Source organism: Porphyromonas sp. (genome assembly GCF_030529325.1).
GTDB lineage: Bacteria > Bacteroidota > Bacteroidia > Bacteroidales > Porphyromonadaceae > Porphyromonas_A.
In genome coordinates this window covers 1-26,930 of record NZ_JAUMXC010000029.1, presented here as the reverse complement: position 1 = coordinate 26,930, position 26,930 = coordinate 1, and the positions used below count along the sequence as shown (strand labels likewise).

At 47.3% G+C, this 26,930-nt stretch carries 24 protein-coding genes; 7 read left to right on the top strand and 17 right to left on the bottom strand.

Translation table 11 applies throughout. The features are described 5' to 3' along the window. On the bottom strand, window positions 1–448 hold a 448-nt coding region (locus tag Q4A14_RS05875), incomplete at its 3' end, for an MATE family efflux transporter (RefSeq protein ID WP_303170635.1). Window positions 449–751: 303 nt separating this feature from the next. Here Q4A14_RS05875 and Q4A14_RS05870 point away from each other — a divergent pair. The 6 genes from Q4A14_RS05870 to cobA all read left to right on the top strand — a co-directional run bounded on the left by Q4A14_RS05870 (window position 752) and on the right by cobA (window position 7,578). Next, window positions 752–1,657, top strand: coding sequence for a sirohydrochlorin cobaltochelatase (locus Q4A14_RS05870; protein ID WP_303170633.1), 906 nt, complete (start codon window positions 752–754; stop codon window positions 1,655–1,657). Between the two features lie 19 nt (window positions 1,658–1,676). Then, window positions 1,677–2,849 carry a proline dehydrogenase family protein gene (locus tag Q4A14_RS05865; RefSeq protein ID WP_303170632.1) on the top strand — a complete coding sequence of 391 codons (1,173 nt, stop codon included), beginning with the start codon at window positions 1,677–1,679 and terminating at the stop codon, window positions 2,847–2,849. A 101-nt stretch (window positions 2,850–2,950) separates the two neighbouring features. Then, complete coding sequence (locus Q4A14_RS05860; protein WP_303170630.1) at window positions 2,951–3,661, top strand: energy-coupling factor ABC transporter permease; 711 nt, start codon at window positions 2,951–2,953, stop codon at window positions 3,659–3,661. 11 nt (window positions 3,662–3,672) lie between these two features. Further along, complete coding sequence (locus Q4A14_RS05855) at window positions 3,673–3,981, top strand: hypothetical protein (RefSeq protein ID WP_303170628.1); 309 nt, start codon at window positions 3,673–3,675, stop codon at window positions 3,979–3,981. 49 nt (window positions 3,982–4,030) lie between these two features. Continuing rightward, complete coding sequence (locus tag Q4A14_RS05850) at window positions 4,031–6,034, top strand: CbiQ family ECF transporter T component (protein WP_303170627.1); 2,004 nt, start codon at window positions 4,031–4,033, stop codon at window positions 6,032–6,034. Beyond that, on the top strand, window positions 6,031–7,578 hold the full coding sequence (cobA, locus tag Q4A14_RS05845) for a uroporphyrinogen-III C-methyltransferase (RefSeq protein ID WP_303170625.1): 1,548 nt from the start codon (window positions 6,031–6,033) through the stop codon (window positions 7,576–7,578). Before Q4A14_RS05850 ends, cobA begins: the two co-directional genes overlap by 4 nt. A gap of 322 nt (window positions 7,579–7,900) precedes the next feature. On the opposite strand, the gene Q4A14_RS05840 is transcribed toward cobA, so the two are convergent. The 11 genes from Q4A14_RS05840 to Q4A14_RS05790 form a co-directional block, all read right to left on the bottom strand. Further along, window positions 7,901–8,851 (bottom strand): PorV/PorQ family protein, encoded by a 951-nt coding sequence (locus Q4A14_RS05840; RefSeq protein WP_303170623.1) that lies wholly within the window; start codon window positions 8,849–8,851, stop codon window positions 7,901–7,903. Between the two features lie 13 nt (window positions 8,852–8,864). Then, entirely contained in the window at window positions 8,865–11,675 is a 2,811-nt protein-coding gene (locus Q4A14_RS05835; protein WP_303170621.1) for a S8 family serine peptidase, read from the bottom strand. Window positions 11,676–11,813: 138 nt separating this feature from the next. Further along, on the bottom strand, window positions 11,814–13,448 hold the full coding sequence (locus Q4A14_RS05830) for a BACON domain-containing protein (protein ID WP_303170620.1): 1,635 nt from the start codon (window positions 13,446–13,448) through the stop codon (window positions 11,814–11,816). 708 nt (window positions 13,449–14,156) lie between these two features. Then, window positions 14,157–14,753, bottom strand: a complete 597-nt coding sequence (locus tag Q4A14_RS05825; protein ID WP_303170618.1) for a hypothetical protein — start codon at window positions 14,751–14,753, stop codon at window positions 14,157–14,159. Between the two features lie 199 nt (window positions 14,754–14,952). Next, complete coding sequence (locus Q4A14_RS05820) at window positions 14,953–15,540, bottom strand: hypothetical protein (RefSeq protein ID WP_303170616.1); 588 nt, start codon at window positions 15,538–15,540, stop codon at window positions 14,953–14,955. Between the two features lie 55 nt (window positions 15,541–15,595). Next, window positions 15,596–17,143, bottom strand: a complete 1,548-nt coding sequence (locus Q4A14_RS05815) for an MBOAT family protein (RefSeq protein ID WP_303170615.1) — start codon at window positions 17,141–17,143, stop codon at window positions 15,596–15,598. A 62-nt stretch (window positions 17,144–17,205) separates the two neighbouring features. After that, window positions 17,206–18,390, bottom strand: a complete 1,185-nt coding sequence (locus tag Q4A14_RS05810; RefSeq protein ID WP_303170613.1) for a GDSL-type esterase/lipase family protein — start codon at window positions 18,388–18,390, stop codon at window positions 17,206–17,208. After that, window positions 18,374–19,816, bottom strand: coding sequence for a hypothetical protein (locus tag Q4A14_RS05805; protein ID WP_303170611.1), 1,443 nt, complete (start codon window positions 19,814–19,816; stop codon window positions 18,374–18,376). The genes Q4A14_RS05810 and Q4A14_RS05805 overlap by 17 nt, the downstream gene beginning before the upstream one ends. A gap of 274 nt (window positions 19,817–20,090) precedes the next feature. After that, window positions 20,091–20,516, bottom strand: a complete 426-nt coding sequence (locus Q4A14_RS05800) for a DUF2721 domain-containing protein (protein WP_303170610.1) — start codon at window positions 20,514–20,516, stop codon at window positions 20,091–20,093. A gap of 19 nt (window positions 20,517–20,535) precedes the next feature. Next, window positions 20,536–21,087, bottom strand: coding sequence for a nitroreductase family protein (locus Q4A14_RS05795; protein WP_303170608.1), 552 nt, complete (start codon window positions 21,085–21,087; stop codon window positions 20,536–20,538). Window positions 21,088–21,333: 246 nt separating this feature from the next. Further along, window positions 21,334–22,266, bottom strand: coding sequence for a transglutaminase domain-containing protein (locus tag Q4A14_RS05790; protein WP_303170606.1), 933 nt, complete (start codon window positions 22,264–22,266; stop codon window positions 21,334–21,336). Between the two features lie 269 nt (window positions 22,267–22,535). Here Q4A14_RS05790 and fsa point away from each other — a divergent pair, with 269 nt between their 5' ends. Continuing rightward, window positions 22,536–23,189, top strand: a complete 654-nt coding sequence (fsa, locus tag Q4A14_RS05785) for a fructose-6-phosphate aldolase (RefSeq protein WP_303170605.1) — start codon at window positions 22,536–22,538, stop codon at window positions 23,187–23,189. A 229-nt stretch (window positions 23,190–23,418) separates the two neighbouring features. Here fsa and Q4A14_RS05780 read toward each other — a convergent pair whose 3' ends face one another. The 5 genes from Q4A14_RS05780 to Q4A14_RS05760 all read right to left on the bottom strand — a co-directional run bounded on the left by Q4A14_RS05780 (window position 23,419) and on the right by Q4A14_RS05760 (window position 26,779). After that, the gene (locus Q4A14_RS05780) at window positions 23,419–23,943 is read right to left on the bottom strand and encodes a hypothetical protein (protein WP_303170604.1); all 525 of its coding nucleotides are present in this window, start codon (window positions 23,941–23,943) and stop codon (window positions 23,419–23,421) included. A gap of 201 nt (window positions 23,944–24,144) precedes the next feature. Then, window positions 24,145–25,119, bottom strand: a complete 975-nt coding sequence (locus Q4A14_RS05775) for a ribonuclease Z (RefSeq protein WP_303170603.1) — start codon at window positions 25,117–25,119, stop codon at window positions 24,145–24,147. Between the two features lie 8 nt (window positions 25,120–25,127). Further along, entirely contained in the window at window positions 25,128–25,604 is a 477-nt protein-coding gene (locus tag Q4A14_RS05770) for a hypothetical protein (RefSeq protein ID WP_303170602.1), read from the bottom strand. Window positions 25,605–26,021: 417 nt separating this feature from the next. After that, window positions 26,022–26,438, bottom strand: a complete 417-nt coding sequence (locus Q4A14_RS05765) for a DUF2752 domain-containing protein (protein ID WP_303170601.1) — start codon at window positions 26,436–26,438, stop codon at window positions 26,022–26,024. After that, window positions 26,435–26,779 (bottom strand): TM2 domain-containing protein, encoded by a 345-nt coding sequence (locus Q4A14_RS05760; RefSeq protein ID WP_303170600.1) that lies wholly within the window; start codon window positions 26,777–26,779, stop codon window positions 26,435–26,437. Before Q4A14_RS05760 ends, Q4A14_RS05765 begins: the two co-directional genes overlap by 4 nt. Between the last annotated feature and the right edge of the window lie 151 nt (window positions 26,780–26,930).

Below are 26,930 nucleotides of genomic sequence, written 5' to 3'. Positions count from 1 at the left end.
CCGATACTACGAGCATGATGAAGCTCTGTGACAACACTCTGCCTATCCCCTCATATTGTCCTGCTCCATAGCGACGAGCGACGATGATCTGCGTCCCTGTCCCGAGACTGTACCCCAGGGTATAGATACAGAAATAGACCAACCCCGCCATCGCTGCACCTCCGAGCTGTACTTCGCCCAGATGTGCCATGAAAGCCGTGTCGGTGATACCTATTATATTTTGAGCCATGAGGGATATGAAGACAGGTCCGGAAATCCGGAGGATCTGCTTCATACCAAACGATCCTGTGAGTTGTATATCAGACATAAAACGATAGTGCATACACTCCGAGGACACAGGGGCAACACCCTCACCGGTCTCGGAGGCCGAATAGACGGGAGTGCGGTACTCGCATCCCGTGTCACAAAGATAGTTATAATAATCCCCACCCATCATCCCCTTGTGCATGGACGCAATGTGACAATATTTTCGCACCGGGACAGCCGACTCAAATTCTCCTCAAAATCAAACACTTCTCAGGGGCAAAAAAAGTTGTCTAACCTGTTGCGTCAAGTTAGACAACTTAATTCATCAAGTTAGACTCCTGAATTTCGACAGACGTACATCTTCTCCCGTTCACCTGTCATGAAGAAAGATCGAGAACATCGCAGTTAAGTGGGTTTGATACAGATTATATCGAACTCAGATGTAATTAAGGTGGAATTTCTGCAAAAAAGGTTATTTTTGTACAGTTAATATTTTAACCGTATCATGCACGAAGAAGTAAACCCAAGAGAACAGCATATAGGACTGATGTCCAACTATAAACGTGACCCGATGGGGGACAAGTTGACAGAGGGCAAACGCATGGCCATCGTCATGACCCATTTCGGCACCACGCACAGTGACACGAGGGCAAAGACCATCGATGTCATCAACACCAAGGCGCAGGCTCTCCATGAGGGCATTACGCTGAGAGATGCCTACACTTCACGCATCATCCTCAAAAGACTGAGAGACAGAGGAGAAGCAAAACTCAACCTGCCCGAAACTCTCCGACAGCTTCACAGCGAAGGCTACACTCACATCGTGGTGCAGCCTACGGTATTGATAGATGGGTTGGAGATGGAGTCGATCCGAAAGGATGTGCAGGCAGCGCGTGGAGACTTCGAGGAGATAAGAGTGGGCGCTCCGCTCTTTTATCACCCCATAGACTACTACCGTACCATAGAGGCCCTCACTGCGGACTATGACAAGGACACGGCTTACGTATGGGTCGGACATGGGACCTACCACCCATCTACTGCCCAATATACAATGATCACGTATATCCTGCGCGAACTTGGGCTCAACAACGTGTTTGTCGGCACCATCGAGGGCTTCCCGACTCAACAACAAGCCATGGCAGAAGTCGAGGCGTCGGGATACAAAAAAGTAAGACTCATACCGTTTATGTTTGTAGCGGGAGAGCACGCTAAAAACGACATCGCAGAGGATTGGCGTGAAGACTTTGAGCAGGCAGGATATGAAGTCTCTGTCTCGCTCCAAGGTCTGGGTGAACACCCGGGAGTCCAGCAGCTCTATCTCCAAAAACTTGACGATACCATCACCTACAGTGAATGGGATATCATGTCAAAGAAGAAGATATACACCTTGACGGGAGAAAAAATGGATTGAATGATAAAAACAGAATATTATGATTGATTTTTCAAATACTCAAACAGCATTTGAGGGCAAATCGGATGCTGACCTAAAGAGTGCCGAACTCCTCTTCCGTGCAATGGCATCCAACACTCTCGTCAAGACGGGCAAACTATTTTCCAACGTCGCAGCGAGCATACACTTCCCCATCGGTTGGGCTTTGCGCCCTACGATATACAAGCACTTTGTGGGTGGAGAGAGTCTGCAGGATACTCATCACACACTCGAAAAGCTCGGTACCGGAGGGGTATCGGCAGTGCTTGACTATTCGGCGGAAGGTGGTAGTTCGGAGAAGGACATCAACGCGACATACGAAGAGACACTGCGCTCTCTACACTTCGCCAAGGGTAATCCTCATGTGAGCCACGGGGTATTCAAACCAAGTGGTGTAGGACCCGTGTCCGTCCTCGAAAAACTGACTCAGGGAAAAGCTCTAACGGCAGAAGAGGAAAAAAGAGCTGAGGCTTTCAGAAAAAGATTTATGGAACTCTGCCGTCTGGCTCATGAACATGGTACCCGTATCCTCATCGATGCAGAGCACTATGCTTATCAAGGGATCGTGGATGAACTGTCGATAGAAGCGATGTCGCTCTTCAACAAAGAGAGAGCCATAGTCTTTGCGACACTCCAGATGTACCGTCATGATCGTTTGGCTCTGCTCGAACGCATAGATGCAAGGGCTCGCGAAGAGGGATTCATCCCGGGTATCAAGTTTGTGCGTGGGGCATACATGGAAGAAGAACGCATGTTGGCACAGAAGAATGGCTATCCGGATCCGATATGTAAGGACAAACAGGCGACGGATGACAACTACAATGCAGGTGTGAGATTTGTCCTTGAGCGCATCGATCACTTTGAACTCTTTGTGGGAACACACAACGAAAAAAGCCTCCAACTTGCAACAAAACTCGCCGAAGATCTTGGTATCCGCCCTGATGACAAGAGGGTATTCTTTGCCCAGCTCTATGGCATGAGCGACAACCTCAGCTTCAACCTCGCGAAGGCAGGATACAACGTAACAAAGTATCTACCTTATGCTCCTGTGGATAAGGTGTTGCCATACCTCATCCGTCGTGCAGAGGAAAATACAGCGATAAAAGGTCAGACAACAAGAGAATTGCAGCTCATCCGTACCGAAAGGGAAAGAAGACGTAACGCAAGGAAATAATAATCGACCGAAATCGACCGACATGTGTGGGGTGTAACTTATATTTGCACCCTCCGGCTACATTTAAGGAGTTACTAACACCATTAACATACAGTAAAGATATGAGACAAAAAATATTGCTTATCCTATCTCTCCTCGTGCTGTCCGCGCCGTCAGCATCGGCCATGCACATCATGGAGGGTTACCTATCACCGACATGGTGCATAGTTTGGTATGCGTTGAGTCTGCCTTTCATCATCCTCAGCTTCAGAGCTATCGGAAAAATAGTAAAGGGGAATCCTCGCGAAAAGATCACATTAGCATTGTCGGGAGCGTTTATGTTTATCCTCTCGGCACTCAAGTTGCCTTCAGTGACAGGTAGTAGCAGCCACCTTACCGGCACCACGCTTGGAGCGCTCACAGTGGGTCCGCACTCCGTGCCTCTGTTGGGACTTATAGTATTGCTTTTCCAATCGCTGCTCCTCGCTCATGGGGGGCTTACGACGCTCGGGGCCAACGTATTTTCCATGGCTATCGTGGGTCCATGGGTAGCTTACTATGTCTTCAAGCTCCTCAAGGGTATGAAGGCCGGCAACTCCGTGGCAATCTTCGTTGCTGCATTCTTGGGCTCAATGAGTACTTATGTGACAACGAGTTTCCAGTTGGCATTGGCTTATCCTGATGCCAATACGGGAGTGTTCGGTTCGGCAATGCAATTCCTATCTGTCTTTGCAGTGACTCAAGTGCCGCTGTCTATCATCGAAGGTATCATCACGGCAATCATCATCCGTCTGCTCATAGATGTGAAAGCCCCTTTAGTATCCGCCAAATAAAAGATATCAACATGAACAAAACAACAAACAAGATAATACTCATCGTCATACTCCTGCTCTGTCTCGCTGCGCCTGTGGCAAGTGCTTGGATAGATTTCGGAGGCGGAACCGATGATGCAGCATGTGAAGTCATCCACAATATCACAGGTGTCGAGGGTCAAGCCATAGAGATGGGAGCAATAGGACACGAACCCACCGATGCAAGCGAACCATGGCTCTTTGTCCTTCAGGTACTCATCGGGATATCTGTATTCGTAGGAGGATACATCCTGCTGAAGAAGCACGCTGATGACAAGTCAGGACAGAGAAAAAAAAACTGACATTCTCCATAAGAGGACTTCAACAGCCCCAAGCCCACTCTACAAGGAGATGGACTTAGGGCTGTTGCGACTGTCGTACCCTCTGATATTTCTCATTGCAGCACTACTACTCAAGAGCATTGCTCTGCAAGTGCTTATCCTCATTCCTCTACTGATCATCCTGAGCGTCTCTACGCCGAAGCAAAACCGCCGAAAGTTGGCACGCCGTATAGCTCTGACGCTTATTTTTATCTCACTTGGCACGATACCGATACTCCTTACATCGGTAAAAGTCGAAGAGCACGCTTTTATGAGAATAGGCAGTTGGGGGATCACGGAAGTTTCTCTACAACTCTTCGCCCTCGTCTCACTCAGGTGCGTCAATGGTTTTATGTCTATCCTGCTCATCACAACCACAGCGCCGATATACAGCATCATGCACAAGCTTAGGAACCTGAGAGTACCACCCCTATTCATCGAGTTGTCCGAACTCATATACAGATACATCAACAGATTACAGGAAACAGCGTTGAACATCTACACTGCGCAACGTAGCAGACTGGGATATGTCGGATGGAGCAACCGTTTTGAAGATGCAGGAATGCTGTTCGCTCAAACTTTTATCCTCGCTCACAATGATGCTGAGAAAGTCTACAAAGGCTTACTGTCCCGAGGATATGATGAAGGCAACACAGGCAATGAAGAGCTTTTAACCAAGAGTGACAGCGAAGTGATTCTATCTCTACAAAATATCACTTTCGGTTACGAAAAATCCTTACCGATACTTCGCAACATATCCATAGACATCCACAGGTGTGAGCGCATCGTCGTCATGGGAGAAAATGGAGCGGGTAAGTCAACCTTGTTTCAGATCTTCAATGGCATCAATATACCCCAAGAGGGAACAATAAGTGCCTTCGGAAAGACAATAAAGGGAGCCAATAAACATCTCAGACAACTTGTTGGCGTGGTCTTTCAAAACCCTAATCATCAGCTCTTCACCCCATCGGTGGGAGATGAGATTGCGTTCGGATTGAAAAACCTTGGGTTCAAAGGAGAAGCTCTTCAAAATCGCGTCGATGAGGTGCTCAGGGAGTTTGAGATCGAAACACTCATCAAATACCCTCCTCACCTACTCAGCGAAGGACAAAAGAAATGGGTAGCCATTGCCTCCGTCGTTGCGATGAGTCCCGAGATCATCATTCTTGATGAGCCTACGGCGGGGTTGGACAGATATTATACCGAAAAGATACGATCCCTCCTCAACTGTCTGCACGAGGACGGAAAGACGATCATCTTGTCTACCCATGACATGGAATTTGCTTATGCCTGGGCTGATAGAAGCATTATCTTGAACAAGGGAAAAGTCATTGCGGATGCAGAGACAAGTAAAGTGTTTGAGGACACAACAGCTCTATATGAAGCTAATCTCCGCCCCCCACGACTGACTCCGGCAGCACATCCTACCCAACGCAAAAGATCGATCGAAGTGTGCCCTATTTTCCTATCCTCACCTCGACACAGAGCTCTGATAGTGGGAGGAGGACAAGGAGCATATCGCAAAGCCCTCACCCTCTCCCAACATGATATTCCTTTCGATACCATCAGTCCGACACTTTGTGAAGACTTCCAAGCTCTCATCCGATCGAAAGGACACAAGCATCTCAGCAGGATATTCATTCCGGGCGACACGTGGCGCTACACCCTTGTTGTTGCGGCAACAGGCGTCGATACGATTGACTCACAGATTTGCGACGAATGCTCGGAGCGAAACATCCTTGTGAATAATCTTTCTGACAAAAACAAAAGCACATTCTCTCTCGGAGCTTCATCATCCACCACATCCACAACCTTTGCGATCCAAACCAAATATGGTCTGCCGGAGATCGGTCAGGCTCTGAGAGACAAGTGCGAGACTTATCTTGACAAGAGCCTTGACAAGACGCGCCTGGAAGCTCTCAGCAAACTCAGACGGAATATCCGTAATGCTCAAAAAGAAGGGAATGACGAACTATATCTCACCCTCAAAGAGCGATATGAAGCAGAGAAAAAAGAGATAATCGATCAGCTATGACATCTGATACTCAGACTACGTACGATATACCCGAAGGGACCCTCGTCTCCCTCGTAGGAGCCGGTCCCGGCGATCCTACCCTCCTCACCCTCAAAGCAATCCAATGCCTCCGACAAGCGGATGCCATCTTCTACGATGCCCTTGTCAACCCCATCATCCTCAGCCACTGTCGCCAAGGTATCGAACGCATCCCTGTAGGCAAGAGGTGCGGTCGTCACTCACACGAACAAGGAGACATCAACTCCCTCCTCGTCGATAGAGCGCTCCGTGGCGGACGTATAGTCAGGCTCAAGGGCGGAGATCCCTTTGTCTTCGGTCGCGGAGGTGAGGAGTTGCAGGCTCTGACAGCCGGAGGCATACCGTTTGAAGTTGTTCCGGGGATCACCGCCGGCAATTCGGTCACTACCTACTCGGGCATCCCCGTCACCCACAGGGGTATGAGTCGAAGCGTCACATTTATCACCGCTTCGACCAAGGAATACAAGCACGAAGCAACGTCTTGGAAAAGTCTTGTAGACCTCAAAGGCACCATAGTCTTCTACATGGGAGCCACGATAATTCCCCTCATCTGTGAGCGACTCATCGCTGCAGGGCTTGACCCGAATACTCCTGCCTGCGTGATCACAGAAGGCACACTCCCCTCCCAGCGCAGATTGGTGGCCGGAGTCGGCGACTTCACTCCTGACTTCACAGACTACTCCACCCTCGTGCCCGGTCTTTTTGTCGTGGGAGAAGTTGTATCCTTTACAGACGAATTTTCCTTTTTTGCCCCCACTCCACTTTCACAAGTCAAGATCCTGGCCATCAGCGTAGACACCGAACGTTCGGCACTGCATGATCTCTTAGGAGACAAAGTCGCCTACATCCACTCTCTACCTACCTCTACCCATGAGAGAGACAGATATACTCCGGCACTTGAGGCCAAACTCTCTCAGATAACCCCTGGCGCATGGGTCGCATTTACCACCACCGCATCGGTAGACTACCTCGTGGAGATGCTCATCGAAAGCGGCAGGGACATCCGAAGCCTCTCCGAATGTAAGATCGCGGCCATAGGTAAGACCACGACAAACCGTCTGAGAAGTTATGGCATAGTACCCGACTTTGTCCCTACCCGCAGAGATCGCCAAGGCCTTATTGACGGCCTCGTGGCGCATATCGGAGATCAACCTGCGACCATCGTTTTTCCTCATGGTGCGTATGACAGTGAGACTCCGCCACCGGCCTTCCCCTCATCACCTCAGCTCTCTGTCATCGACATCCCCCTTTACCACAGTGTCAAGGTGAGCTACACCAAGGACGACGTCACATTTTTCAAAGAGATCGGATTCACTCACATTGTCTTCAGCAGCAGCAAAGCTGTGGACAATTTTGCCGAACTCATGGAGAAGTACGGTCTCCACTCGATCCCCACACATGCCAAAGTCATCACATACGGTCCGAGTACGACCGAACGCCTGAAGGCATACGGCATCGAGACCTACTGCACACTCTCCAAATCGACACCTCAGGACATCGCTCAAGCCGTAATAGACTCGCTGTAAGAGGCATCAATCGGGAGCAAACGAAACCCTTAAAAAGGAGAGTCCGCTATTTTAGAATGGCGGACTCTCCTTTTTTGTATGAGATGCAGCCTATTTTGACCAACGTTCAGGCACAAGGTATAGAACCCTCCAAATTCAGGTGCCTACCTTGATGAATCAAGTTGTCTAACTTGAGATGTCAAGTTAGACAACCTTTTTCGACACCCGTTAAAGACTTCCAAATCGACTTCGGCACCGAACCGAGTGTGCATGAAAAGAAAAGGTCGATGACCGGGAGACACATCCCGATCACCGACCTTCGTCATATCAGACCGGTCAATGCTTAGAAGTCAAAGCTCAAAGTACACATCATCGTGTCGATGCCTGTGCTCTCTGTTGCTTTCTTGTAAGCAAAGTCCGCCTTGAGTCCTGCATAACTAATCCCTACACCCGCAGTATAGTGGCTCATGCCCTTCTGTGCAAAGTCATATCCGCCTCGTAGAGAAAAGATCCCTGCCAAAGCATACTCTACCCCTGCACCTGCTGTCAGCAAAGTGGCATCACCGGGCAAAAAGTAGTAGCGAGAACCGAGAGCAAGAGTGAACTTGTGGATATCTCTCAACTTACGGCTGACGTCTCCACCAATAGCAAAAGAGCTTGGCATCGAATAAGTACTCTTGGACGAATAAGCAAGCGGCGCCCCAAGGTCTGCCACTCTGACCCCGATATTGACGCGATATGGATTTTCGGGATCACTGCCGAATGCTGTACGGTAGTTGGCTCCGAGACCAAAAGTTGCCCCGAAAGCAGACTTGACGACATGAGCCTGTGTCAATGTTCCCATAGCATAGAATGCCAACTTATCATTGAGACGGAAGGCATACCCCAAGTCATAAGTCATATCGACAGGCTTGATGGTCTTTTTTATTTCTCCAAAACGATCTGCCCTCTTGATGCTCAGACCTCCGAGATATCGATAACCTACATAGACTGCGTGACGCTGAGCAAACTTCATACCTACGCTGGCATTGCCATAGATGAGGCGCCCCGCATCTCCACTCTTGGGATAAAGTTCCCCATTCGCAGAGACGGTGAGCCAATTGTCATGGTACAAAAAAGATGCAGGGTTGACGTAAAGGTAGTTGGACTGAGCCTCACCGAGAGATACATTACCCATGGCTGCCGAGCGGGCATCAGGATTGATCTCAAGGATAGGCAGTGGGCGTGTCTGAGCTTGGGCTCCAAGCCCTAAAAGAAGCGCCGCAGCGAAAGAAAATATGTGTGTAATTCTCATAAGTCAGTAGGCATTATTGTTTTACAATCGTTTTGGTGAATGTTCCCTTGGTCGAAGTGATGGTGAGGTTGTACGCACCGGGAGCAAACTTCTTGATGTCGATCGTAGCGACACCCTCATCGTTAGGCTTGACTTCACGTCTGAAGACTTCTTCGCCTCTCATCGTCGTGATGACAAATGTGGCAGTCTTGACTTCATCGTTGAGCCAAGCATTGAGGTCGGTTCTGGCAGGTATAGGATAGACCGAATACACAGGCAGACTCTTGTCGGCAACGACGAGTACCTGAAATTTTGTATCCACGACATTGTCTATACCATCCTTTGCTGTGACGGAGATGATGGACTCTCCCGGTTTATGAGGATTGATGATCAACTTACTTCCATCGATCACGGCAGAAGCTATGGATGTATCCACACCGGAAGCCGAGTAAGTCAAAGTGGTTTCCTTGTCACCCTCAAAGACTTTGGTCAGATCCACCTCTACAGCACCTTGAGCAACGCCCATGACTTTGTTGGATATCGGCATGAGGAGTTTAGGAGGAGTGATCTTGTAGATCTCAAATGCGATGACGACTTCGGTCTTGCCTCCGAGCTGATCGACAAAGACCAATGAGAATTGGTGCTTACCCTCAGGCAAAGTCGGATAGATGGAGACAAGAACCTTTTCATCAGATTTTTTTTGTTGGACGGTCACACCCTTCATATATGCGGGCTTCTCCATCTTCCAAGAATGCCCATCGGGGTCAGCGACAGTAAGCTCAAACTTGAAGGTCTGCCCAAGAGATGCATTGACTCTGATAGGCCCCTGTGGCATACCTGTCACCTGAGGAGGGATATTGGGCCTTGTCTTGAGATCAAAAATAGCAGGAGCAGACTTCAACCCCCAGCGGTCTATGGCAACAAGAGCAAAGTAGTAAGAAGTCTCAGGACTGAGATCCTTGATACTGAAGCTCATTTCCTCACCTGCATTGTGACCTGCAATAGAGATATATTCATAGGTACCCATACCTATAGGAGTACCTTTTTCCCGGTAGTTTGAAGCTGTCAATGGTTGTTTGGACATGAACAATTGCAACCTGCTAGGCTTCTTGTCGTCCTCATCTGTAGGGATAGTCCAGAAGAGATTTATCTCAGTGATCTCAGTCTTTGAAGAACGCTCCATGTCAACCACGGGAGTGTTTGGAGCTTTGTTGAGGTTTTTGTTGACCAATGCTCCATGAGCATCGATATACCCGACTCCCAATCGTCCCTCAAATCCGGGATTTTTCTCATTGATATCGACATCAAGAAAAGCAGACTTCAGTTGCTTGACAAGATCTGCATTGGTGTAGCCTTTTCCTCCAAAATGCGATACCATGAGTGCAGCCACACCTGAAACGTGTGGACAAGCCATCGACGTCCCCTGCATATAGCCATATTTTGCACCTCTTGTGTCCGGGACCTTCGGAGAAAGTGTACTGAGGACTCCCGCAGTTGTACCATATCTGTCTTGGTCTCCTCCCGGAGCCATGATCGTAACCCAAGTCCCTCTATTGGTATAGCTTGCTCTGGTAAAATTAGGGGACATTGCAGAGACTGAGATTACCTTTGAATAAGCAGCCGGGATAGCAACAAAGTCCAAGTTTTGATTTCCCGCAGCGAAGATGACTACCCCCCCCTTCATGGGAGAGTCAGCACGCTGGTTGCCGTTCTCGTCGCACCCTGCGTATTTGATAAAGTAATCGATCGCATCTCTCAAGGATTTTGGAGTAGTCCCTGCTGTGGGATGAGGGTACCCCCATGAGTTTTGGGAGATGACAGCACCGTTATCTGCCCCATATTTAAGCGCAGCCTCAGCATTACCTTTTTCATGCTCCTTCCTAAATATTTGGCAACTCAACAGTTTTACCCCCGTTCCCTCAGTTCCATTACCACCTGCGATACCACAGACTCCCAGGCCGTTATTGTTGCGAGCACTCACAGTACCTGCAACGTGTGTACCGTGGCTGTAGTCATCCGGCTCTATTGTGGGGGAGTTTGTCACAAAATTGTAACCATATATATCATCGACAAAGCCATTATTGTCATCATCCACATCTTTTGCACCATTAAGCTCGGCAGTATTGATACTTAGATTTTCCTTTAGATCTTCGTGATCTATATCTATACCTCCATCGACAATGGCTACCGTAACTTTTGCACTGCCACTCTCTACACGCCAAGCAGGGAAGAGATTGATGTCTGCACCTTTTTCAGCGAACGAAGCCGCACCCGAATTCCTATAATGCCATTGCTTACGGAGCATAGGGTCATTGAAGGACTCAGGATCCATTTCTCCCCTGAGAGACATCATCCCCGTCATGGTGACGGGAGCCGGCTTTGCCTGTGGAAAGGCAATCTTGAGGATAGGTTCAGCAAAATCGACTTCAGGTAGTTCGCTCATCATCTGACAAGCCTCTTCGGAAGGAGTACTCTCATCAAAAGTAACAGTGAACCAACGATGAAGGCCGGCTTCTCTGGTACGCTTCTCATACTTACCTGCCGGTGGGAACAGTCTCTCTACCCGAGTTGCCTTGAGGGTAATGAGGGTAGCTTGCATCGGAGTTGGGAGACTGTTCATCTGCATGCTGCCCTGTTCACTGATACTGATTTTATCAAAGGAGTCCTCAGACATATAGATATTGATCCGTCCTTTGACATGGATAGGTTGCTGATATAGATCCCCAATATTGCTACGTTTCTCTGTCATGGAGGGCTTGTCTCTGTCTGTATTGAGTAGACGATCCTCTTTACAAGACACAAATATCACACCAAGTGTGAGCCCGAAGGCCAGAAATTTTTTCATAGATATTTTATATCGTTTTAAGTTGTTTTTTGGGAAAAGAGGACACCCCCACAAGTGGAATTGTGGACCACAGGTGGGGGTGTATGAGCAGATTGTGATAGGATAAAAAAAATTTACTTCTTCACATCCTTTATTTTTTTATTTGAAATAGCTCCATCTTTCGCTCTTTGCGTTGACCTTCTTGTCAAAGTTCTTTAGATTTTCGGATTCTTCACCTTCACCTGGGAAGAAGTTCATCTGTAGACATGCATTGCCATCGTTGAAGCCGGTGAAGAAACCTGCACGTGTAGCCAAAATAAACTTCTTTGCACTGTTGGAGAAGATGTAGAAACCATTTTGGATTCTTAGGAACTTCCAACCTTCCTTTTCAAGAAGAGCCTTGAATTCGTTTGTGATGACAAACTTACCGGATACTTCCGTGTCTTCCCAGAATCCGAGTGTCACTTCACTGTAAAGTCTTACCAATTCATCCAAAGTTCCAAGTTTATCAGCAGGCGTACCATTCTCCCAATTGAAGAAGTAACCGGCAAGGATGTATGGTTTCTTTGATTCAGCCTGCTCAAACAATCCGAGAGTAACTTTACCCTTGTGAGCTCCGGAATTAACCAATGAGTGCTGACCTTCTTTCGCTCCCTCTTTCAACTCTTCTGCCTTGATCTGTTCAAACTTCCATTCCGGGGAACCAAAGTAGTGCTCTGGGAATTTCGGGAACTGATCGAATGTCTTGTATGGCTTGTCCTGATCAGCATATTGTTCAAATTCGATAAGAACAGACTGATCCTTCACGTAATTGATCTTGATATCGAAAGGCTCAGTCCTGTGTCTACCTGCAATGTAGAGATTTTCCTGAGTAGTCATTTCGAAACCATTCTCCTTATAAAACTCAATGATCTGATTTCTCTCAGCCATTGCAGTCTTGTAATCAGTGCTCTGAACAGTAATTTTCACCAAGCTATTAGTCTTAACGTTGATAGTGTACTTTGTCTCTGTAAATAGCTCGGACCTGTTCATAAAGAGATAATCCTCCTCGAAGATACCCCATCCAGGAATAGCACCGCTAAATCTCTTTAAGACACTCTTTCTTGCAACCTCATAAGAAACGATGTCATAACCTTTAGGTTTCTTCTTGAGGTAAGGCATCACATATCTCATATTTGGCATAGCAGCCTGCTTGATGGGGACTTCGATGGCCTTAGACTTATTTGTTGCTCTGAGCACAGCTTGTCTTTCCTCTGTGGTTGTGTTTTCCTTCACAGTGATGTAAGCCATCTTTGCAGTCTTGTGTACCGTCATTGTAACCCAATCTTCTGCAGGCTCCAACTCGATATTCCACAAGTCATTGTTGCTGGAGATATCCACAGTGTATGTACCACCTTCCATAGGAACATTGATAGCGTCAGGAGTGAGGTTCAACACGATATCAGCAGGATTCTGAGTAACCTTCACCTTTTGAGGAGTCGCTGCTCCTGCATTTACGATGATGTAGGTAGTTCTAGGTTCTGAGATCTCGTTCTTTTTTACTTTGACAGTCAAGTTGGTTCCGGAAGGAACAAGTTCGATCCAAGAGCCTTCCTGAGGAGAAGTGGCCACCCAAGACTCTTGATTGGTTGTGATTTTAACGGTCTCTGAGCCTTCACCATTCTGGAAGGTCAACTCGCCGGGAGCGACAGTCAATGTTGCAGGATCGGGATCATCAGCCTTGGGAGTACAAGAAGCCAGCCCTAAAAACAGCACTGCGAAAACGCACCATAGTTTGAATGTTGTTGTTTTCATAGAAATAGGATTTTTTACTCTAACTCTTACCGTACGTTACAATCCGGCGCCTTTGATTGTTAAATACCAACACGGCAAGCGTTAATTTCACATTGTTGGTTTTACTTGAATTTTAAACTCTTTTCTTCATGTCTTTTTGAGAGATTGACAGCAATTGATTTCTCTCAGTGTTTTGCGTTGTCCCAAATGTATGTTATTTTTATTGAACTAACAAGGGTTTTCAGACGAAATTAATATTTTTTTTGAGATATACGATCATTTCTTTATCAAATAAGCCATTTTCACCATCAAATTGTATATACAAAATTTGTGTCAAGATCTCCAATTAACAGAGAAAATGGGGATAAAATGCCTCTATCAACAAGACTGAAGAAGTGAGCTGAGCAGACTCCTCCGGACAGTCTCCTTAACTCATTAAGACAGGTGTCTCAATTTTAAAGATTAACAAAGATCCGAACAAAAAAGAGAGAAAGCCCGGCATGAAACTCCCGATCAGGCAGAAGCCTCTTTTTGTGAAAAAAGAGGTCTGTTGGGGCGGAGACATCAGTTGAACAGAAAACACAAAAAGACAGTGCGTGCAGATGTTGGTCAGTAATGAAGATACGGTATCTACCGACGCCTTACAGGCACTGATATTCAGATTTTTATTGGAGAAATCCTCTGACTCTTCAGCTTTTATCTCCTTTTATAACCTATGAAACGAGCTTATCAAAATGAGTATCCAAACGAGAGGTAGGGCATATAAGGGACAAAGATAAACTCCCCTTCCTCATGCAGGAATAATGGAGAAAAACCGACCCTAAACATAAAACCACCTTTGACCGGCTGATAACGATAACCAAAAGTCGTAGTGCCCAGTATATTGAAATAATTCTTCTGATCTGTTATTCCTCCTAAGCTCGAGCTCGGATCTGAGTACCCATAAAAGAGTGTAGCTCCGATCCCCATCTCAAAATACTTACCTCGGCTACCTAGCAAATAATTGAGTTGCACGGGCAGAGTAAACACTCGCTCTTCCGAAAAGGATAGAAATGAGGCTCCGACACGTGCCCCCAAACCATTGAGCTGATGAGCAAAGCGTGACTCAAAGTTGAAGCTCAAAAAACTTACACCCGCACCACCGGCTTCAACAAAGAACGCCTTAGGTACGACATCTGTCTTCTCTACAAACTTCAGATGTCTCTCACCCTCTGTACGGACAACCGTCATTGTATCGACATGTTGCCACTCGGGCTTGTACTCCTGAGCCTTTGCCGTAAAGAACGACATGACAATAAGGATGATAGAAACAAAAGATCTTTTCATAGCACTTTACTTTTTCAATTTGAGCCCCAACTTCCGCAAAGGTATAAAAAGCCCGAATAAAACAAAATACATTCTGTAACAAAACTTAAATAAAAAGAGACAAACCGTATCATAATTTCTTCTTACGATACGGTTTGTCTCCTTTTGTTCCGGGGATTTTAGGATTATCCCTATTTCTATGTCATCATGTAGCTTCTTATCAGAATGAATATCCCAACGAGATGTAAGGCATGTAAGGCATGAAGAAGAACTTGCCCTCCTCGGTAAAGGTAAAAAATGGAGCAAACCCGGCTCTGAACATGAAGCCTCCCTTGACAGGCTGATAACGATAACCAAAGGTTGTGGTACCGATTATCTTGGTATAAGAGTCACCTTTATCACCTCCAAACCAATCTGAATATCCATGGAAAAGCGTAGCTCCTCCCCCTATCTCAAAGTACTTACCTCTACTACCCATCAAATAATTGAGCTGTACAGGGATCGTAAGTATACCTGCATCTCCAAAGCCAATAAAGGAAACACCGGCACGCATCCCCAATCCGTTGAGCTGACGAGCAAAGCGAGACTCAAAGTTGAAGCTCAAAGGGCTCATACCCGCACCTCCGGCCTCAATGAAAAAAGACTTAGGCACGACATTCGTCTTCTCTACAAATACCAAACGCCTCTCTCCTTGAGTACGGACAACTGTCATAGTATCAACATGTTGCCACTCAGGCTTGTACTCCTGAGCTTTTGCCATAAAGAATGACATGACAACAAGTACGAGGGAAATAATAATTCTTTTCATAATGCTGTATTTTTCTAATTAAAAAACTTCAATGCCACAAAGATATTAAAAGAAATCAAAATTGAAAATAAATGAACGGCTGTACGTCTGCGCTCTTGACCTGGAATATGATAAATATCACAATAGCAATATAGAGAGACTTGAGGATGAGAGGTGAGCGAGTGATACCGTTCTCAAGCCCCGAAAGTGCGCGACGGGGCAACATATGAGCGGCATATCCGAAGAGCATGATACCAAAAACCATTGAATAACCGGAGATCACTTCCCACATCAGTTCAGGATGGAACTCCGTCACGATACGTGAGAGTATCTCTTGGACTTGTGCCATATCGTTTGCCCTGAAAAAGATCCACGAGAAGCAAACGATGTGGAATGTAAATATCATCGAAAGCACTCTCCAATGTGGCTTCATCTCACGGCCCTCAGTTTTAAGGTTCGGGAATATCTGCATCATCAACTTGTGCACCGCAAGCGCAAGCCCATGAATACCGCCCCAAAGGATAAAACGCAGAGCGGCACCGTGCCAGAGTCCCCCAAGAAGCATCGTGATGAGGAGGTTGAGATAAGTGCGCCACTTACCCTTGCGATTACCGCCGAGAGGGATATAGAGGTAGTCTTTGAGCCATGTAGAGAGGGAGATATGCCACCTGCGCCAAAACTCGGTTATAGTAGCGGATCGATAGGGATAATCGAAGTTGATATTGAACTTGAAACCGAGGAAAAGAGCTATACCGATTGCCATATCGGAATATCCCGAAAAGTCGCAATAGATCTGAAGAGCATAACCATAGACGCCCATGAGGACTTCAAACCCTGTATACAACTGGGGTGCATCGAAGATACGATCCACAAAATTGAGGCTGATGTAGTCAGATATGAGAGCCTTCTTGATAAGTCCGGTAAGGATCAGGAAGACCCCTCGACCGAGATCAGACGAGGTGACAACGGGAGTACGATGTATCTGAGGGATGAAGTCAAGGGCTCGAACGATAGGACCTGCAACGAGCTGGGGAAAGAAGGATACATAAAACAAGTAGTCAATCCATCTGTTGAGAGGAGTGATGCGCCCCCTATACACATCTATGATATAACTCATCGTCTGGAAAGTATAGAAAGAGATACCCACGGGCAAAAAGATAGGGAGGACTTTCCACTCCGGTGCCATAAAAGGCTCGTAACCCGTCCAATTACCTATGAGATGCAAGAGATTGACTCCAAGATCTCCGAGGAAGTTGAAGTACTTGAAGTACGACAAAATTCCCAGATTGACCACCATACTGAGGAACAACCACAACTTCCTTCTGCCTTGTGTCGTGCTGTGCGACATAAACCTTGCGATGATGAAATCGCTCGTCGCGGCAAAAACAAGCAAAAGGAGATACATCCCACTGCTCTTATAGTAGAAAAAGAGGGAGAAGGCGACGACATAAAGAATCCTCAGATGTGTGGCATGTCTCAACAATCCGTAGATCGAGAAGAATGCGATAAACAAAAGGAAGAACAATCCGGAAGAAAAAATCATCGGAGACTCCGGATTGTAACGGATAAGCTCCGGGATACGTGAGAGATCTATATTTTGAAAAAAGGACAGGATATTATCCATTGTATGTTATATTGATGTGTGTCAGTGTTGTAAATAAGAGAGTATTGTCTTGATCTGAGTTTTTACTCGAGAGCCTTCATAAGCTCGTCCGCCACCAAGTTTCCGAGATACTGATATCCGGCAACAGAGTAATGGATCCCATCACGAGAGATATAGTCGGAAGACTTCATGAGACGGCTCCCCTTGTCAAATCCACCCATGAGTTCGTACAAGTCTATGAGCCCGACATTTTCCGAGTCAGCCACCTCATGGAGGACGGTGTGCACACGCTCTATCGTAGGCACAGGATTGCCGGTCTTATTGTAAGCGACAGGAGGAGTCGTGAAGACAAAAACAGTATTGGGGAGTTCCTTTTTCAAAGCCTTGAGGAGATTGGTCACATCTTTTCGGAAGATTTCCGCATCACACTTGCCTATGGCTTCGTTGGTCCCCAAAGAGATGATCATAAACTGAGGCTTGAGCAACTTCAGATTCTGCACAAAGTGAGGTCTGTTGTAGACTCTGAACATCGCGCCATTGAGTCCTATATCATGATAGCGCACGCCACTTGTATTCTTGTTATGCAGGCTGAATCCCGCATACTCCATTGACTTCGAGGTAGGTCGAGAACCTTGCAACTGGACCTTGCTCACAGGAGAAAGGAAGTCTATGGTATCCATGACATACTGGGTACCATAACCATATCCTACGCGAGTAACCCCCTTGGAGCCTACGACGGACAAAACGGGCGAACGCGCACTCCTACACACAAGGATACGATCAAACGATCCCGAACGCACAGAGACATGAAAGACGGGAGCGGCCTTTTGCGTCTGTATGAGTACGACTCCGCCTGGTCCGACGAGGTTGGCAGGATTGACATAACTTATCGTCTCGGACTTCCACCCTTTACCTGTCGAAGTGATCGAGTAGTCAAACGGCTGATTGGTACGAGCCATCTTGAAAGGCGTCAGCCATCCCCGACCTGCATCTCCATACTTGGCTTGCAGACGATCTCGTATGCTCTGCGTCATATAGCCTGCCTGTGTGTGGCTGTCTCCGAGATGGACTATCTCCACCACTCCTACCCCTGACAACAGACGAGCCTTGATGGGTTGAAGTATGCTCCTGAGATCTGAGGCTTTTCGAGACAAGGTATCCGTCGACATACGGGGAGCCTGTGCCAATGCAGTGACACAAGACCATACACTTCCGACTATCGCGACCACGAGAAGCCTCTTCATCGATCTACTATAGCAATGCTTCATAATACTTATCTTCAAAATCAAATGCTTTGAGCATTTCCTCGGCAAGACGACGTCCACCCTTGAAACTCATATGGGTATAGTCTTTGGCTGCCCAACCTTTGGAAACAAAACCATTTATACCACCAAGACTCTGCATAGCCGCATACGTATCCCAGAAGACCACTCCGGTCTCCTGTGCCACGCGACGTTGCTCAGCGATGAAGTCGGGGATGCTCGGCATCGTCACAAACTGCCCTGACACCCTCACCCCTCTGTCAGAGATCCCCATGATGAGGATGGACGCTTGCGGGAATAGTTCCTGCAGTCGGCGCACGACCTTAATCATCGTATTACCGTAGGAGCGATAGTTCTTCTGTTTGGCACTTGCCACGTTGAGACCGTACTGAAGGATGATGAGATGATAAGGTCGATCTGCATTGAGCGAAGATCCCATATCGGCATCAAGACTACCGAGAGGGATACCACTATTGCCACGAAGCGAATAGTTGTCAAGCACCACCCCTTGATCTGTTTCCAGAGACATACCGAAGAACGTTGCAGCTTCGGCATCGCTCTGTACACTGAATCCCACCTTGTCCGATGAGATCGGGAAGGTGTACTCACCTATGGGATCGGCCGCCGGCAAAGTAATGTTCATCGTACTATCTCCGGCAGTGTATCTCACATTGAGTTCATCTTTAGCAGCATAGTAGAGACGAGTGACACTGTTTCCGGCCACCGGCGACTCATCCAATGTGTACTCGACCGATGCCTGCCCCTGTGCCCTGAACAAACGCCCGGATAGAGGCAGCGGAGACTTCGACTTGTTCAGGATGGTTGTTTCCTTCCACCCCTTACTCCTTTGCTTCACCCCCTGGCGATAACCACTGACTTGCGAATACATCGGCATCCAACCGACACCTCCACCTCCATAGCGCTGTTGGAGCAGACGACGCACATCCAGCGTAAATATATCCCCTTCGATAAATGAGTCCCCGAGTGCCGCTATATATATGGGCTTATCCATCTGTCCACGACGACGGAGCGCCTCAAAGATGGACTTAAGCCCGGTATGCCCCGGCGAAAAATCCTCAAAAAGGACGTTTTCCGCCACTACTGCGGTATCGACCTTGGCACGCTCTGCGACAAGGATGCTGTATATGGAGTCTCGTTTTCTTACATTTCTGATAGAGTCTGCCTTGATACGTGCAGAGGCATCCTCCACCCTTTTGGGAGCCTCGTCCTCTTCGATGTCTCCCTCACCATCCGCGACCAACATGTCCCCATCTTGGGGTGTCTCCACTCTCAGTTCGGAAAGGATATCCGATGACTTCAGCGGAATACCTGCGACTTCGGCAGGCAGGAAGTACATTCCTATGGTCATGAGCAATACCAGCACGAGCATCACCCAGAGATAAAACATTTTACTTGATTGTTTATCGCTCATCTTATATGTATGTCATTTAAGCCAGATCTTGATCTCATCTAAAGCCTCCAAGGCTCTTGGATCGAGAGGAACAAAGATAAGAAGAAGTCACGAATTACTCCCTCATTTCATGAAGTTTAAAACTCTTCGCCACGCATCCGGACGTTACATGAATTTACGTAACGAGTTGCTAATTTTTCCTACGCCATCGGCCCTCTATCCAAGGGCAAGAAGAGCTATGCATCCCCCAAGTCTGCACAGCTCTTCTCGATGTCGTTTCCTGATCAGGACTCTACTACGCTTTACGCTTCCCTTTCTTGGACTCTGTCTCATCGGGCCCCATGGACTCAAGATTGATGTGCAGAGCTTCGATAGAAATGAGTATCTCCTTGAGACACAAGGCAAGTGAAAGAGCAAGGGAGATCATCCCAAGAGCAAAGATCACTTCGCCTGCCACCTGCCACGTGATATAGATGCAAAACATCGCCACCACACACAGAAGGAGACTGCCCACACCAAGCACCTGCATCGCGCGGATGAGACGCAGACGACGATAGAGATTGGCTATCTGTCCACGTGTACGTGCAGGATTGTCTGCGCTCTGTTGCCGGAGCGTACGCACGAGCTGTGCGTATGACAAGAACCTATTGGTATACGACAACAAGATAAGTGTGATCGCTGAAAAAAGGAGCGAAGGCGTCGTCAATGATAGTGGTTGCATAGCCCTGATATGTCGTTAATTACTTATACATCTTACCGAGAGATCCACGGTGTACCTTTTCCCACTTGAGGGCATCCACAGGACGCTCCGGAGCATCACCGTTGACGTAGCCGAATCCAAGGATGCATACGACCTCGAGGTCTTCGGGCAGATTGAGCACGCGACGCACATAAGCATCCGAAGGCTCTCCATCGGGGCGTTGTCGTCCCTCGACCTCAGCCCAGCATGAGCCGAGTCCCATCTCCCATGCTTGGAGCTGCATGTATCCCGCAGCGAGCGAAGCATCTGCCATCCACAGATGACAAGCATCGGGCGATGCCAATAGTACGATAGCAACAGGCACATCAGCGAGGAAAGCACTCCCCTTCTCTCTCAACGCTCCGAGAGCCTCGAGTGTCTCACGATCATCAATGATGAGGAACTGCGTCGTGTGTCTGTTCATCGACGAAGGAGCACGCAGACCCGCCTCTATGATGAGAGCCAACTGTTCCTCACTCAAGGGCTTATCCTTGTGGTATATACGTATGCTGCGACGAGTACGTATGGCATCTATAAGTCTCAATTCGTTCATTATTTATCAAATTTCATTGTGCAATACTCGGCACAAAGATACAAATTTCCGCTCACAGTTCCCCACCATGACACAAGTTGGGCATACGAACCCTCTCCACCTCACACCGCGCTGATTATCAAAACACAGCAACAGGAAAAAGATCTACCAGAAAGTGGAACGTTTTTTTACACCCGGAAAGGCAACTCGGGACAAGTACAGCCGGAGGACGGCACGCCGGATGAAAAAAACACTCAACCTCGATCATTACTCGGATATCGAAAAGACCTCTCCCGTCAGGATAGAGTCCGCGGGAGAAGCCCAGAAGCGATCGACATCCGTGGTGATGCGTCCCTGACGATTGGCACGCATACTCAACTTATAGCCATTATCGGGCAAGAGATAAATATACCTTGATCGGTCACTTGCAGGACTTTCCACTCCATAAGTGGTGGACTCTATACTGCTGAAATAGTAGAGATTTTTGGCCCAATAGAAAGTCAGATAGTCTCCCGGAGTATCGCCTTCGTTGAGAGGGAGTATGTGTATGGGCTTGTCAGCTATGATGCACTCACGCATCTCTTGTAGAGACAGCACATTGCCCTCTTCGTCCGTGACATAGGTTTTGGTGTCGGAATCTATCATCGCCCATTTATTCGTCTCGGGCAACCATACGATATTGACGACATGGCAGTCACTGTCGGTGGTATCGGCAGGCATACAGGTGACGACACGGTTGATGATCCCCTCGGCGAGGAGGAGCTCGTGAAGCAAGATCGAGTGCATGCGGCAGTTGTATCCACCGGGATTATTTTTACTCCACTCCCACAAGCCTATGGCTGTGCGACTGTCAGGCCAGGGGTTGGGATTGTCGTGCTTCACAAGAGCCGAAAGTCGAGCAAGGGTGAGGGTCTTGGTCCATGTATCTGCATCAGCTTGAAAAAGTGTATCGAAGCGGAAATACCCTTTGATCTCCATACTCTTTTCGATAGGTGCGGCATACTCGAAATCAAAAGCCACACTGTCGGCCTTATAGTCTTGGGCTTTACGGAGAAGGGCAACCTTCTCGCTGCCTTGAAGTTTTTCGAGATAACTCCGAAGCTCATTCCGAAACACGTAGCGCGCAAGAATAATAACAAGGACAAGCAGTGCCGCAATGGTGACGACCGTCACACTTGCGATCTTCAGAAACTTTTTCATGATTATGCTTTCATTTTTAGATCTACGACAAATATCGGATTTTCCTCAATAATTATCAACCCTCTGCAATCCCAAAACGACACCAAAGATGAAAAAGAAGAGAAAAGGATTTAGGATCAGACCGAGAGGTACATGGTTCCTTAAATCGGACATCCTGAATTATTGTCACATATCAACGTTGTCAGTTGATGAGATTTGGATAACTTTGTACGAGTATCTCGACGAAGATGTATTGATATTCATTCACACTATATTATAGCCTAACACCTATGAAGTTTTTTATCGACACAGCAAATCTTGAGCACATCAAGACCGCGCAGGCTCTCGGCATCCTTGACGGCGTGACTACCAACCCCTCCCTCATGGCAAAGGAAGGTATCACAGGCAACGAAGCAGTCAAAGCTCACTACAAAGCCATCTGTAATATCGTAGATGGTGACGTAAGTGCAGAAGTCATCTCTACAACCTATGACGAGATGATAGCCGAAGCTCATGTCCTCGCTGCTCTTGACCCAAAAATCGTGGTCAAAGTCCCTATCACAGAAGAGGGTCTGAAAGTCATCAAAACCCTTACTTCTGAGGGTATTCGTACCAACTGTACGCTCATATTCTCTCCGGGACAAGCTCTTCTCGCTGCCAAGGCCGGTGCGACATACGTATCTCCATTCCTTGGTCGTCTCGATGACATCTGCCAAGATGGTCTCAATCTCATCGAAGAGATCCGTGAGATATTTGACAACTATGACTTCACCACAGAAATCCTCGCAGCGTCTATCCGTTCGCCACTACACATCACTTACTGTGCTAAGCTCGGAGCGGACGTCGTCACTTCACCGCTTGACTCTATCTTGAGACTACTCAAGCATCCATTGACAGACAATGGACTTGCACAGTTCATCAAAGACTCTGCCAACTTGAAGTAAGACACGAGGAGTCCCCAAATAAGAAAACGGTCGTACCAAAAGGATTCACCTTTGGCACGACCGTTTTTATATTATCTCTGTCAAAACAACTCAAGCCTCAAGACTCTCTCCAAAGAACCAAAGAGGTCACAAACTCCTCTGATGTCCACATCACGATAAAAAAGAGACTGCCCTCAAAGGATCATATCTCCTTGAAGGGCAGTCTTCGATATCTTATCTTGCGAAACGATCAGATTCTGAGTGACACACCGAGCTTGAGTGTAGTGTAGCCATAACCCAACTCCAACAAACCTGCAACGTTTGGAGTAAAGAAGTATCTTGTACCGAGGAAAAGACCGTATGCAACACCGCTTCCTGCGATAGTGTTAAGAGGGCTATCATTGAGGTAGCTGACCTTTACAAAATTGTATCCCAAAGACAAACCTGCATATGTATCCAACTTTGGAACGAAGTTGTAGTGAACAGCTGCGTGACCTGCCAAAGCAAAGGCGCTTGTCTTGTAGTATGTGCCCTTGCTCGCATAGAATGATGTTCCGGCACCGACAGAAAGAAAACTCTTGTTGTCAAAAAGATTGTCTACAGCAACGTAGTCAAACTTTGCACCCAATACAGGAAGAGAAATTGAGTTGTATACTCCGAAGTCAGGAAGACCTATAGAGAGATCGATAAACTTGTCACCCTTTGAAAATGATTGTGCATTAGCAATGACGATACTTGAAATCATCATGACTGCAAGTAGAAAAAACTTCTTCATAGATAATTTAATAACGAGATTTGAAATAATTGTTATTACTTAAAAATTCACTCTCAAAATGCTCAACATAGAACATTTCGTGCAAAGATATACGAATTTATCCAATTATCGAACAATTTGGTTTCGGGAGAGCTGATTCAACAAAAAAATCCTCGGCAAAGTCTGCACAAAAAACTTTACCGAGGACAGTATTCAATCTTTTTATTTCCTAAGTTCCTTGAAGTCTATAACCAACCCTTCGTTGGCCGCTATGACTCTGGGGAATATGGTGAGACACTCCTGCCTCAACCGCTCCATATCCTGAAGGCCGATGTACCTGCCCGAGTAGTGACCGATCATGAGAGAGCCGACCTCTGCAAGCTCTGCAATACGAGCAGCCTGATGTGTCGTGGAGTGTTTTGTCTCCTTGGCGCGCTCGACATGAGAGGCCTCGAATGTAGTCTCATGATACAAGAGATCTACCCCTCGGATATATGGGACTATGGCCTCGCAGTAAGCCGTGTCGGAGCAGTAGGCATAGCTGAACGAGGGTCTCGGCGGTTTTGTGAGTCGCTCGTTGGGAACGACTGTCCCATCAGGTTGGACAAAGTCCTCCCCCTGCTTGATACGTCCAAAGTACGCGACAGGCACACCGTAAAAGTCTGCCGATGCTCTGTCGAGATGACGCTGGAGAGGTGTTTCCTTGAACAGATAGCCGACCGTGGGGACACGATGATCAAGACGAAATGCCGAAACCACTACCGACTTATCTGCATATATCTCTTGGCATCCATCGGGAGATATCTCGTGTACGATGATACGCTCGGCATCTTCTCTACAGAAAAGCTCTATGATGAGATCTATATACCGTTTGACACCCTTCGGTCCGTAGACATGGACGGGATGAGAAGTCCCAAGGAGGGACATGGAGTTGAGCAGTCCGGGCAAGCCCAAACAATGATCACCATGCAGGTGCGTGATGAATATCCTGTGGAGGTGGGCAAAGGAGGCTTTATACCTGAGCATCTGCAACTGCGTACCCTCACCACAATCGATGAGGAAGAGTTTCTCTCTCAGCCGAAGCACCTGTGCCGACGGATGATGACTCAGAGTTGGTTTGGCAGAACCACAACCAAGCACCTGAAGGTACATCCCATCACCGATGACGGTCTTGCCTTTCTTCTCTGCCTTGGCCATGCTTATCTTTAGCGGTCAAAGTCTCCCAGACCTACGACAAGGGTATGCGTAGCATTTACGAGTGTTGACTTGTCGCGATGTTCGTAGATCTTTTTCTTATTGAGAAAGCCATCCACAAGACACAAAATATCAGTCCGTCCGGAGTACTCAGGCTCTATGTGCATAGTCACCTCAAGACCTGTTTCGCGAGATTCGGTAAAGATCCTGAAGTCGGCTTCTCTCTCCACATCAAAAGACACGGCTCTACTGACATCCTCTTTGATACCGTTGAGGACGACATGCGGATACCTTATCGTACGCATCCGGAAAGTCACTTTGGAAGGGGTAGAGACCTTGAGGCGGTATCTCAGCTCATACACGCCCGGACCTTTGTTGGCATGCAACCCTTCACCCCACTCTCCCGTGGCACAGCCTGAGAAAAATGGAGTGAGTACCAAAAAGAAGATGGGTAAGATCTTCAGTAAAAATTTAGATATACGTAGCATAGCTGATAAATTCAATTAATATAAAAAACATTCTAACCTAATCACTCTCTTTCCCTTTTCAAGAGGAAAGTTGTACGACAAAAAGACCACCTTGGGATCAGAGTCATCTGTGCAAGGTGGCTTTTGTATGATAAGGGCGCCGGGAGATTGTGACGAAACTCCAAGAAAACAAGTTTTGAGGATGACTCACACTTTGTAATCCGCTGTATCCCCGCAGGGATAATCTCGAAAGATTGCGGCCCGCCATTATGCTTGCCAAAGATCTCGGAATCGTGAATAAATGACGAGTTCCCCGATCGCCCGACGCGACCTTTTCTTATCTTTCTCTAATGCAAATATAAGTATTATCGATGAGGTTTCAAAGCCCGATCCCTGTTTTTCTCACACCAATGAGAGAGGATTTTCCACAAAGTATCATCAAGCCACATGCCCAAACACATGGTTGAAAAGCACCCACAGCCAATTGAGCAGGATAAAGGCGGCGATACCCCACAGCACCGACTTGTGCGACATCAGCCTGTCGAGCCTCCGATACATCGTGTACATGGATGGACGCCTGCGGATGGTGTCGTGCAATAACCAAAGGGGGACAGATACTAATGCTATGGTATAGAAAAAGCCAAGAGGATTGAGACGCAGAGCATACAGCCACTCGCCGTAGCATAGAGCGACAACAGAGCGAGTAGCCCCACAAGCCGGGCAAGGCATGCCCGACAAGCGTCTGAAAAGGCAAAATATAACGTCCGAAGCACTTGTACTTGCGACAAACGCAAGCCAGGCATAAGCTCCCCCAAACAGCAGGACCACTGCCGTATAAAAGCGTCGGGGCGTCATATGCCCCTCAGCATCCCAAAGAGTTTCTCTGCGTTCTCGTCTTTGGCTGCCGACATGATGATGAACCAATCTACAAGAGTCCAAAAACCAAACCCTCCACAGGTCAGTAGCTTGATGATACCAAGCGCCGTATGACCGAGATAGAACCTATCGATACCCAACGTGCCGGCAAAAATAGAGATAAGTAATGCCACCGTGGGGTCTTTGAACTGCAAAAACTGCACCCGGTTGAACTGATCCTCATCCAGTTTCAGCAACGCTTCACGGATGAAAGGGATCTGATATTCAGGAAAATACTTTGCAGAGAACAAAAGAAACTGATTAACCTTTTCGGCCTCCATATGTATTAGTTTTCAATATAGTTAGCGATAACACAAAAGTACAACAATCCTCAAAACTCGCAAGAGATCGGAGAGAAGATGTACATCTGTCGAAAACAAGTTGTCTAACTTGATGAATGAAGTTGTCTAACTTGATGCGTCAAGTTAGACA